The organism is Coprococcus sp. AF99-45 (genome assembly GCF_027663865.1).
GTDB classification, from domain to species: domain Bacteria; phylum Bacillota; class Clostridia; order Lachnospirales; family Lachnospiraceae; genus Allocoprococcus; species Allocoprococcus comes.
This window is the reverse complement of sequence record NZ_JAQDGZ010000035.1, coordinates 1-10,642: the sequence shown is the minus strand read 5'-3', so window position 1 is coordinate 10,642 and position 10,642 is coordinate 1. Positions and strand designations below refer to the sequence as shown.

General features: G+C 38.8%; 9 protein-coding genes and 1 riboswitch. Of the genes, 2 read left to right on the top strand and 7 right to left on the bottom strand.

Annotation, left to right across the window (positions count from 1 at the left end; all coding sequences use genetic code 11):
• Window positions 1-35 precede the first annotated feature (35 nt).
• The 7 genes from PGR14_RS15395 to proC all read right to left on the bottom strand — a co-directional run bounded on the left by PGR14_RS15395 (window position 36) and on the right by proC (window position 9,179).
• Window positions 36-2,252 carry an extracellular solute-binding protein gene (locus tag PGR14_RS15395; RefSeq protein ID WP_055249562.1) on the bottom strand — a complete coding sequence of 739 codons (2,217 nt, stop codon included), beginning with the start codon at window positions 2,250-2,252 and terminating at the stop codon, window positions 36-38.
• 1,463 nt (window positions 2,253-3,715) lie between these two features.
• A complete protein-coding gene (cytX, locus tag PGR14_RS15390) occupies window positions 3,716-4,888 on the bottom strand; it encodes a putative hydroxymethylpyrimidine transporter CytX (protein WP_173686015.1) in 1,173 nt (390 codons plus the stop codon).
• Between the two features lie 4 nt (window positions 4,889-4,892).
• Window positions 4,893-5,705, bottom strand: a complete 813-nt coding sequence (gene thiD, locus PGR14_RS15385; RefSeq protein WP_022220835.1) for a bifunctional hydroxymethylpyrimidine kinase/phosphomethylpyrimidine kinase — start codon at window positions 5,703-5,705, stop codon at window positions 4,893-4,895.
• Window positions 5,706-5,921: 216 nt separating this feature from the next.
• Window positions 5,922-6,032, bottom strand: a riboswitch (TPP riboswitch).
• Between the two features lie 38 nt (window positions 6,033-6,070).
• Window positions 6,071-6,589, bottom strand: coding sequence for a peptidylprolyl isomerase (locus tag PGR14_RS15380; RefSeq protein ID WP_022220834.1), 519 nt, complete (start codon window positions 6,587-6,589; stop codon window positions 6,071-6,073).
• Window positions 6,590-6,743: 154 nt separating this feature from the next.
• Window positions 6,744-7,622 (bottom strand): DMT family transporter, encoded by an 879-nt coding sequence (locus tag PGR14_RS15375; protein WP_022220833.1) that lies wholly within the window; start codon window positions 7,620-7,622, stop codon window positions 6,744-6,746.
• Between the two features lie 14 nt (window positions 7,623-7,636).
• Window positions 7,637-8,227, bottom strand: coding sequence for a TetR/AcrR family transcriptional regulator (locus PGR14_RS15370; RefSeq protein ID WP_022220832.1), 591 nt, complete (start codon window positions 8,225-8,227; stop codon window positions 7,637-7,639).
• A gap of 157 nt (window positions 8,228-8,384) precedes the next feature.
• Complete coding sequence (proC, locus tag PGR14_RS15365; RefSeq protein WP_055158317.1) at window positions 8,385-9,179, bottom strand: pyrroline-5-carboxylate reductase; 795 nt, start codon at window positions 9,177-9,179, stop codon at window positions 8,385-8,387.
• A gap of 300 nt (window positions 9,180-9,479) precedes the next feature.
• On the opposite strand from proC, the gene PGR14_RS15360 reads away from it, so the two are divergent.
• Together PGR14_RS15360 and PGR14_RS15355 are read left to right on the top strand one after the other, a co-directional pair.
• A complete protein-coding gene (locus PGR14_RS15360; RefSeq protein ID WP_055158315.1) occupies window positions 9,480-10,133 on the top strand; it encodes a GntR family transcriptional regulator in 654 nt (217 codons plus the stop codon).
• 36 nt (window positions 10,134-10,169) lie between these two features.
• Window positions 10,170-10,553, top strand: coding sequence for a hypothetical protein (locus PGR14_RS15355; protein ID WP_173690336.1), 384 nt, complete (start codon window positions 10,170-10,172; stop codon window positions 10,551-10,553).
• Window positions 10,554-10,642 lie beyond the last annotated feature (89 nt).

The window sequence follows — 10,642 nt, the reverse complement described above, 5'->3', positions numbered from 1 at the left end:
CTCGTTTTTTCACACGCCCTTTTCCTCACAACACCTTATTCTGCCTGTATTTTTTCTGTTTCTTCCTGAATCTTCTTGATTCCCTCTTCTATAGCAATTTTACCAAGAACCATATCACAAATTGTTTTTCCTAATATTCGGTCATAGAACATCATGTTCGCATTTTCATCTACAATATTTGATAACTGTCTTCTATTTTTACTAATACGATAACTTTCCAAAACCCTTTTCTTCCACGGGTACAGTAGCTCAAGATCCTTATTTTCATAAAAATTTTTTCTATTAGAAATTCCTGCCAATACTGAATACAGTTTGTCATAAGCTGGACCACATACCCACTTTACAAACTCCTGTGCCTGTTCCTGATTCGAACTTCCTTCATAAATGCCAAGTCCCCAGCCTCCTGTTACCGGACATTTTCCTGCAACTGTCGCACATTCAATGTTTCCTGCTACTTTTGAATGTTCATAGTTATTCAGATCATACGCGTATGAATCATATAACTGTATCATAGCTGTCTTTCCATTTTTAAATTCTTCTGCCAGATCTTCCCATGACGTTATCCTTGCTTCCGGTCTTGTATACTGATACAATTCTTTATATTTTTCCACGGCAACCCTGAATTCTGCTGTGTCAGCATAACAATATCCATTTCTGATAATATCAGCATTATAGGTCCACAGACGATTCAAGAATTCAATACTATTATACAGATTTCCCTGGTTTATCATCGCAGATCCATACTGAACAGGTGACTTAGGATTGAATTCTCTGGTAAAAAACCTTGCAACATTCAGATACTCATCCTGAGTTTTCGGAACTTCCAATTTATATCCATACATTCGCTGAAATTGTATCTGAATGGCTTCATCTACAAATAAATCTCTCTGGTAAAACAACAACTGTGTACCTGTCAAAAATGGAAGTCCGTATAATTTTCCTTTTCTTCTACCACATATATCTACAATGCCCTCAATATAATCTTCAAAATATTCTTCATTTTCTTCCAGTTCACTGATATCTTTCAACAAATTTCTCTGAATCAAACTGTCCTTCCACAGAATATCGTACATAAAGATATCTATCTTAAGTCCTTTAATCCGTTCAGGATTTACAATGATATTCCACAAATCATGATATTCAAGACAATGATAAATAATATGTACATCCGTTTCCAGTTCATATATGTCTGAAATTTCTTTCAAAACTTTCGCCGTATCTGCATTCAAAATTGCAACTGTCAGACTTTTTTTATATTCCGGAAGTTTTCTTTTGCCGCTTTTATTGAGTGAATATGCAATTTCCTTAAACTCAGCTTCAATCTTCCCAATTGTCATCTGTCTTTTCCCACTTTTCAGACTTTCGAGAATTTTTTTTGCTGCTTCTTCCCCCTGCTTTAAAAAAGACAGGTCAATAATTCCTTCATACCGGTTTTCATCTTCCAGCCATTTTCCATTCTTAGCACAGACATAGTGTATTGCCTCTTCATATCCCAACATACGAGCTGCCTGAAATACTCCGCTTTCCATACACTTATTCCCTATAAAAATCACGTCAACCACTTCATTCTCATACAACAATTCACAAGTTGCCTTAAATCCAGCTTCTGCCGAATAATTCCCCACCAGCCTGTAATGCACCTGTAATTTACTATGCGCCGATACAATTTCAGCAATACTTTCCGAATCCAAAACCTCTGTTCCTAAAATCATTGCTATTTTCTTATATCCATTCTTCTCACACCATCTAAAAAATCGGTCCACAGCTCTTTTATAATCAATATAAATGACACTAATATTCTCCGATTTCATGATACATTTATCTAGAAGAACTACCGGAATGTTACTCCCATCAACCAGTTTTTCCCACTTTTTATTCGAATTTCCGGTCATAATAATCATTCCATCCACTCCGGTTTTCATAAGCTGAGAAATCTGCTTTTTCTCAAGAACTGCATTTTTTCCCGCCATTTTAATAACCAGACTATATCCCTCATTTTCTAATCTTCTTTCCAATGCTTCCAGGATCAACCCGGTCTCAGCATTTTCCAGATTTTCTACTACAACTCCAATCAAATATGTACACTTCATTTTCAAACTTTTAGCTTTTCCATTCAGTCTGAAATCTAATTTTTCAATTGCATTTTCCACTCTTCGGATAAGTTCCTCATTATTCGTTTTTCCATTAATCACATTGGAAACCGTTCCAATGGACACATTTGCTTCTTTTGCAACATCTTTTATTGTAGCCATATGTCCCTCCTCTCTAGTCATCGCTAATACGTAATACTGTTATTTTAAATCCCATTCCTCTAAAAGTAAAGCTATTTGCATTTTTTGTTTTTGTATATTATGCACAATTTATCACTTTCATTTTTGTAACATTTGTCTTTTCTGCGAATTTACAGGAGATCATGCACATGGTATTATAATATCAAGTTAAGGATAGCACTTAACGAAACCAAATAAGACGTTTTCAGTATGTTGATACTTTTTATTTTCATTTCTCCTTTCATGAAATTACAGAAAAAGAGCTTACGACATTTCCCCCGATCATATGTCGCAAGCTCTTTTTCCATTATCTGAATCTTCCCGGCATTCAAAAATAGTATCTCTCCTCTATTTATTTCCCCCCCTGTTCCTGGTATAAGCTTTCCGAAATTACAGTTTTCCTTGTAACTTTCTGTAACCTTTTGTTAATTATTAGACATTATATATTTTTACCGTTAAAATTTCCTTTTTTTACATTCTTTTGTCAATCTTGTTTTGCACCTCGTTATTTTGCACAATTTTATTTTAACTTTCCAGTTCTTTTAGTTTTTTTGCGAATATACAAAACTTCCGGCAAATGCTATTATAAAAACAAGTTAAGGATAACACTTAACTAAGCAAAATAAGACGTTTTCAGTATTTTGATACTTTTTATTTCCATTTCTCCTTTAATGAAATTATTGGAAAAAGAGCTTACGACATTCCCCCCGATCATATGTCGTAAGCTCTTTTTCTTTTTCAGGATTTTCATACCGGTCTCCTCATGTTCGAAAATTTTTTATATTGACATTTACAATAAGCATTCCTAATTCCTTCTCAAAAACACATTTGTTCTTACACAGAAATCATTCGCACTCATTTTTTTGCATTTATGCAAATTTTATTATCAATTTCTAAATTCCAGATAACCTTTTGTATAAATTGATTTTTCCCCTGTTATTTTGCACAATTTTATTTTTCAAAGCTTTTTTCTTTTGTTTTTTTTGCGAATATACAAATTCCAAGCCTCTTGGTATTATAATATCAGCTTGAAGATAACAACTAGATAAGAATTCCTCGGTGGGGCGGCATCTTAGTCAGTCACAATTGCCCCACTCGATTAGGAATCAAAACCAAATAAGACGTTTTCAGTATTTTGATACTTCTTATTTTCATTTCTCCTTTAATGAAATTCCAGAAAAAAGAGTTTACGACATTTCCCCCGATCATATGTCGTAAGCTCTTTTTTCATTCTACCCAACTCTTTTTCCATATATATTTTGCAGGATAAAAATCCCACTTTATTCCATCCGCCAACTAAATTATTCAAAACTTCTTTCTTATAAACTTTTACCACGTTTCCAGGCGTCAGCATTCCTTTTTCCGCCTCTCTTCTGTAGATCGCTACATGGTTCTGTCAAAAGAAAATGGAAATGTCAACACGGCATTTCCATTTTCTTTCAAAGCTATTTTTCTGTCTTTATACATTTTCTTGCAAGAATACAGATCACGATGGTAATGACCATATCCGGGAGTGTATTTCCAAGCGGAATATCCACATTCATCAGAATACGGTAAAGTATAAAACCGATCACCCAGATTACACCATTCATAACATCCAGAGATACTTCCAGGCTGTCCTTTCTCTTCAGAATGAAGAAATCCGCAATCTGGATTGCGATCATCGGCGCGAATACAGAACCGATCAGGTACAGGAAATCGGTAATGTTGTCCATCGGATAAATGATTGCTCCGATCATTCCGATCACAGTTACAACAATTGCTGCATATTTCCCATTGATTTTTGAAAATACTGACTCTGACGAAATTCCTGCTGAGTAAGCATCCAGGAAGGTTGTCGTAACGGTAGAAAATACAATGATCAGAAGTCCTGCTATTCCAAGTCCAGCTTTTACCATGATACTTGCAATATCAGACTCTCCTGTGTAAATTGCAGCGTTCATACCGATCACGTACATCCAACAACTGACAACTCCATAAACAACGGTGCTGACTGCGGTTGCTTTTACCGGTTCTTTTGCTTCTCTTGTATAGTCACTAATCAGTGGCAACCAGGAAAGTGGCATGGCAACAGAAAGCTCTACTGCTGCACCAAACGTCATGGCATCTCCGCCTGAGCCTGCTACCGATCCGTCACCAAAGATCACTCTGCTGAGTACCAGTGTCAGGATAAATAAAGCAGCCATTGCAACCGTATTGATCTTGCCAAGATTTGTGATTCCGATCACAATCCATAAGATGATCAGTGCACCGATCACCAGACACCATACCCATCTGCCGGTATGAAGAACACCATTTGCTGCAAGTGCCCCATCATAAATCATAATCGCTGTCCAGCCAACCAGCTGCAGCACATTCAGGAAGGAGAAGAAGATTCCTCCCTTCTCGCCAAAACTCATTTTTACTGTTTCCATTGCACTTCGTCTGGTCTTTCCACCAATTACTCCGGCAAGGAAAAGCATCATGCATCCTATGATATGACCAATAATAATCGCCAGAACTCCTTTTCCGAATCCAAGCGGCGCAAAGTAAGTACCGGTCAGGATCTCTGCAAGTGACACGCCTGCCCCAAACCAGATCAGTCCATTTTCAAAGATAGAGGTTCTCTTTTCATTCATACTTCTATTCCTCCACTTTGCTTTCTGTATATTCATTTTTAATTGCAAATCCGTGATTCATCGGACCACTGCCCTTACCAAGATCCAGCATTGCTGCAAGTGCTCCGGAAATATATTTCTTCGCACGTTCTACTGACTCATCCAAATCATATTCTTTTGCAAGATTTGATGCGATCGCACTGGATAAAGTACATCCTGTTCCGTGCGTGTTCGGATTGTCGATCCGCTCTCCGTAGAACCACTTATATCCACCATCTCTCCACAGCAGATCATTGGCATCGTTCAGTTGATGCCCACCCTTACAAAGAACTGCACAGTGATATTTGGTACCGATCTCTTCTGCTGCTCTTATCATATCCGCCTGCGACTGGATTTTCATACCTGCAAGCACTTCTGCTTCCGGGATATTCGGAGTCAGAACGGTTGCCATCGGAAGCAGGCAGCTCTTCAGCGCATCAATCGCTTCCTCGCTGATCAGTCTTGCTCCACTTGTTGCTACCATAACCGGATCAACTACAATATTTTTCGCATCATATTCTTTTAATTTGTCTGCGATCTTTGTGATCAGACCACTTGAAGATACCATTCCAATCTTCACTGCATCCGGGTAAATATCCGTGAAAATATTATCCAGCTGTTCTCCTAGGAATTCCGGCGTTACCTCCATAATTCCGGTAACTCCGGTTGTATTCTGTGCAGTAAGAGCCGTAATTGCGCTCATAGCATAGACTCCGTTACTGATCATTGTTTTGATATCTGCCTGGATACCTGCTCCTCCGCTTGAATCGCTTCCTGCAATTGTAAGTGCTGTTCTCATTTGACTCTCTTCCTCTCTTTTTCCATAATTGTCCTAAATATTTTGTATAAAAAGAATGTGCCTTGGCACATTCTCGCGCCGAGCACCGTCGCTCGCGACATTCTTCATCTTCGTGCGCGTGCGCATCTCCGGCACGCAGTGCCTTTTATCTCATAGGACGTTGCTTCGGAATTTCCTATGAAATAAAAGAAACACCTGTCATGCACAAGTGTCTCTGAAAAAATCAATATGACTTCCTGCGACGGCATGATCCGTATCAGGTAAAAAGGGGCGATGCTCTTTTGCTTCCTCTCAGTCTGTCTTTCACCGGCTCCCCCGTCTTTATTATTCTGTCTCTCCAAGTGTTGTCTGCTATGTAACTCCTGTTAGACTCTCTCTGGTTCTGGATAAGCCTCTCCAAAAGTTTCAACAGTCACTTTTTTCATCTTCTGTTCTTCCAGCGGTCTGTCACTGTAGTCTGTTGCCGTCTCAGCAATTTTATTTACAACATCCATACCTTCTGTAACTTTACCAAAAGCTGCATATGCGCCGTCAAGATGTGGTGAAGTCTTATGCATGATGAAAAACTGTGATCCTGCCGAATCCGGATGCATTGCACGCGCCATAGAAAGAACGCCCGGTTCATGCTTCAGATCATTTGCAAAACCGTTCTGCTTAAATTCTCCTTTGATACTGTATCCAGGGCCACCCATTCCGGTTCCATCCGGGCATCCACCCTGGATCATGAATCCACTGATGACACGGTGGAAGATCAGTCCATCATAAAATCCCTTATTTACAAGAGATACAAAGTTATTTACTGTATTCGGTGCGATTTCCGGATATAATTCCGCTTTGATCACATCGCCATTTGCCATTTCAAATGTTACTACTGGATTTGCCATTTTATACAATCTCCTTTTCATTGATTTCTCTACCTATTGTAACGGAACTTTTCCCGTCCGTAAATAGTTTTTAGAAAGTCTTTATACATTTTCCAGACGATATCCGATCACCAGAAACCAGTGCCAGATAAAATCCTCAAACTTCTCTTTATTCTTATGCCGGAGCATCAGATGCTTTCTCCTCCGGTTTCAGTGTCGATAAAAACACAGCAGCCAGAATGATAACACCACCAAGGCACTCTCTGAAACTTGGAACTTCTTTCAGAAACAGAAATGCGCTTAAAGTCCCATACACCGGTTCCAGTCCGGATAAAATTCCGGCAATCCTTACCTTCACAGTCCGAAGTCCACTGATAAATAAAGAATGTGCAACTGCTGTAAAAATAATTCCAAGCATCATCAATACGCCTGCATCTGCAAGTGTAATCACCGGCTTCAACACAAACATCATCGGGATCAACACGATCGTTGCAGTTCCCTGTTCATAAAGCGACACCAGTGTTGCCGGATATCTGCTGGAAAAACGGCGATTCATCAGTGACAATATTGCATAGGTAAATGCACTCAGAAGTCCCCACAGAACTCCCTGTGTAATCTGATTATCCATCTGAAATGCGGGTACGATAAAGAATACTCCGACCAGCATCATCAGTGTACAAAACACATCCGATTTCTTCAGTTTTTCATGGAACAGGTATGGCTCCAGAAAAATAACAAATATCGGAAAAGTTGATACCGTAAGCGTACCAACTGCAACCGTCGAACTCTGGATCGACTGCATATAACTACTCCAGTGTATTGCTAAAACTGCACCTGCTCCGACCATCCACAAATAATCACTTTTCTCCTCCAGGCGAATTTTCTGCTTTTTTAAACGCAGAAAAATCCAGAGGAAAATAGATGAAAAAAATACCCTTCCAAGCACGATGATCACTGCAGGCAGATCTACCAGCTTGGCAAACAGTCCGACAAAACCAAACAATGCCACAGCAACATGTACTGAAATTAAACCTTTTCTCTGACTCTCTTTCATATGAAAACCTTTCTCTATTCAGGCTGATCTACCCGGAAATGTTCCATTAAAATCGGCATATATTCCTTACTGTATTCTCCAAGCGAATAATTTCCCCTGTTCAAACACCAGTCTGATACCAGTGCCCGCTCACAGAGTGAATAATACTTGGTAATCTCCTGGATACTCTTCTCTCTGCTGATCTGATTTCGCACATGCCCCTCTTCTATGATCCTGCTGATCAGCTTGTAATAAGTACGGTTCTGATCCAGAAGATTCCTGTCTCCCTTGGCAATCAATTGTGTTGAATATAAGGATGATAACAATGCTACATCAATCTTTTGCTCCATAAATGAATGCGACCGGTAATTGAGATACATCAGTTTATCAAAACTGTTCATTTCCGGATCCAGTTCATCTTCAAGCTTTGCATAATTCTCATCCAGAATAGTTGACAATGTATCAAGCAGAGAATCTTTGCTGCTGAAATAATAATAGAACGATCCTTTTGATGTCTCAGAAAGACGAATGATATCATCTACTGTTGTATCATCATATCCTTTTTCATAGAACAATTCCCATGCGGCATCTACAATCCGCCGCTTTACATTCTGTTTTGCTGCCATCTATCTACCTCCTATGGTATCATGTTCCACGCGGAGCGTTTTTTATTATCAGGAAAGACCTTTCTTAATAGATAAAAAAAGACCGGCTGCGTCATACGCCCCGGTCCTTCTCAGGTTTACGTGGACATGTTTTTCCCCGTAAACAAGTATATCGTATCTACATTCCTTTTGCAACATCAACACATGCCTTCATTGCATCAATGACCGCACTTCTGAATCCGTGTTCTTCCAATACACCTACGGCTTCAATCGTTGTTCCTGCCGGTGAGCATACCATGTCTTTGAGTTCTCCCGGATGCTTTCCTGTTTCAAGAACCATCTTCGCACTTCCAAGAACTGCCTGTGCTGCAAATTTGTATGCCTGTGCTCTCGGCATTCCCTCTGCAACAGCAGCATCTGCCATTGCTTCGATAAACATAAATACATATGCCGGTGAACTTCCGCTTACTGCAACAACTGCATCCATCATATGCTCTGCCACAACTTCTACTTTACCAAATGCAGAAAGAATCTTGCATGCATAATCAAGTTCTTCTTTTGTTACATGTTCATTCGGTGTGGCAGCTGTCATACCTTCTCCAACCATAGCCGGAGTGTTCGGCATTGTACGAACAATCTTAACATCTTTTCCAAACTGTTCGGCAAGCCATGCAAGTGTCTTTCCTGGTGCGATCGTGATAATAAGCTGTTCCGGTCTTACCAGATCTTTTACTTCCTGAATGACATCTGCATAAAACTGTGGTTTTACAGAAAAAATAACAACTTCTGACTTTTCAATTACTTCTTTATTGCTATCAGTTACATTGATTCCATAAAGTTCTTTTACTTTTTCGCGACCTGGTGCAAAAAGATCTGCTCCGATGATTTCTTCCGGTTTGAATACGTTACTTTTAATAACGCCTCCCATAATTGCTCCTGCCATATTACCTGTTCCGATAAATCCTAATTTCATAGTCTTTCTCCTCCTGATGAACTTAAAACCTTATACATTTTCATTTTCAATTTGTATACAATCATTTAATTTGTATACAAATTTCTTTCTGCATTCAATGTATCACTTCCTCTGTTTAAAGTCAACATTTTCACAATAGAAAATGCCGTTTTTCGTCGAAAATACATGCACCATTGTATACAATTATCAGTCTGTACTCTTATATTAAATGCAACTTTACATATACCTAATTTTATTTTTTACAAACCCCGTTTTAATGTGTTATACTTAATATATTCACCAGACAGAGGGGGATTTCACATGGCTGAAAAAAAGAAATCACTTGCCGATCAGGCTTATGAAATTATCAAAAATAACATTATGAATCTGACTTATCCACCAGGAATGCCTCTTACAGAAGCACTTCTGACAGAAGAGCTCGGTATGAGCCGTAATCCGGTACGCACTGCACTCAAAATGCTGCAGTCTGAAGGTCTGATCGTTACCGATTATTATAAATCCATGACTGTAAAAGAAATCACCGATAAAGATATCAATGAACTTTATCAGCTCCGCGAACTCTTAGAGGGCAGTGCATTTAAACTGATCTTTGAAGGTGGAAAAGCGGAAGAATATTCCTATCGAATTGAAGAAAAAGTGGTACATATGTGTGCGGTTGCTTCCGATGTTTACAAGTGGGAGCTTGCTGATACGCAGATGCATCTGGAAATCGTCAGCATTTTCAATAATGACCGGATCACCAAATTCTATGAATCCAATTTATCAGAGCTGGTAAGAGTGGGTATGTATTCGCTGAAAAACGGCATGCGGATCGTTCCAACGAATGAGAATTTGAAAAAAATGGTTAAATATATGCGTAAAAACGATTATGAGCGGGCTTTTGCAATCCTGAAAAAAGACCATTTTATGCAGGGAAAAGACAGCGCCATGAAAGAAGAACTGAAAAACGAGTAATTTTCATTTATAAGATATTAAAGGAAGTGCTAACACATGATGAAACTAGAAACTCCAATTGGAGAATTTACTACTGACTCTTATAAAATTCCTGCGGGAGACACTTTGGCTGTGTCTCCTACAATCATTTCGTTCTCTTCTGATGATTACAAAATCATCACCATCGATCAATTTATCCAAATTGGTACAGATGTCTATACCCCTCTTTTACATCAAAATTGTATGTCTCCTGATCAAAAAACCATCTACCCACTGACTATCGAACAGCATGATTCAGACCGGATTACTCTTTCTGATCATTATCATTCTATAATTTTAGAGCTCAATAACTTACCGGATCTGCAGGTAAAGCCGTGGTATCCTGTTATTAAAAAAAAGAACTGCATACCATGTACAAATTGTGGAAGATGCAGCTGGTAGTCTGCATCTTTATTAAACAGCATGAATGACTCTTCTGCATTTTTTGTCAGGCTGATCACCTCTGAGCAATAAAAAAACTGCAAACCCTT

Coding starts and splice junctions, on each gene's coding strand:
- PGR14_RS15360 (WP_055158315.1), top strand. CDS start 9,480: ATGGCTGAAAAAAAGAAATCACTTGCCGATCAGGCTTATGAAATTATC.
- proC (WP_055158317.1), bottom strand. CDS start 9,179: ATGAAATTAGGATTTATCGGAACAGGTAATATGGCAGGAGCAATTATG.
- PGR14_RS15355 (WP_173690336.1), top strand. CDS start 10,170: ATGATGAAACTAGAAACTCCAATTGGAGAATTTACTACTGACTCTTAT.
- PGR14_RS15375 (WP_022220833.1), bottom strand. CDS start 7,622: ATGAAAGAGAGTCAGAGAAAAGGTTTAATTTCAGTACATGTTGCTGTG.
- PGR14_RS15380 (WP_022220834.1), bottom strand. CDS start 6,589: ATGGCAAATCCAGTAGTAACATTTGAAATGGCAAATGGCGATGTGATC.
- cytX (WP_173686015.1), bottom strand. CDS start 4,888: ATGAATGAAAAGAGAACCTCTATCTTTGAAAATGGACTGATCTGGTTT.
- PGR14_RS15370 (WP_022220832.1), bottom strand. CDS start 8,227: ATGGCAGCAAAACAGAATGTAAAGCGGCGGATTGTAGATGCCGCATGG.
- PGR14_RS15395 (WP_055249562.1), bottom strand. CDS start 2,252: ATGGCTACAATAAAAGATGTTGCAAAAGAAGCAAATGTGTCCATTGGA.
- thiD (WP_022220835.1), bottom strand. CDS start 5,705: ATGAGAACAGCACTTACAATTGCAGGAAGCGATTCAAGCGGAGGAGCA.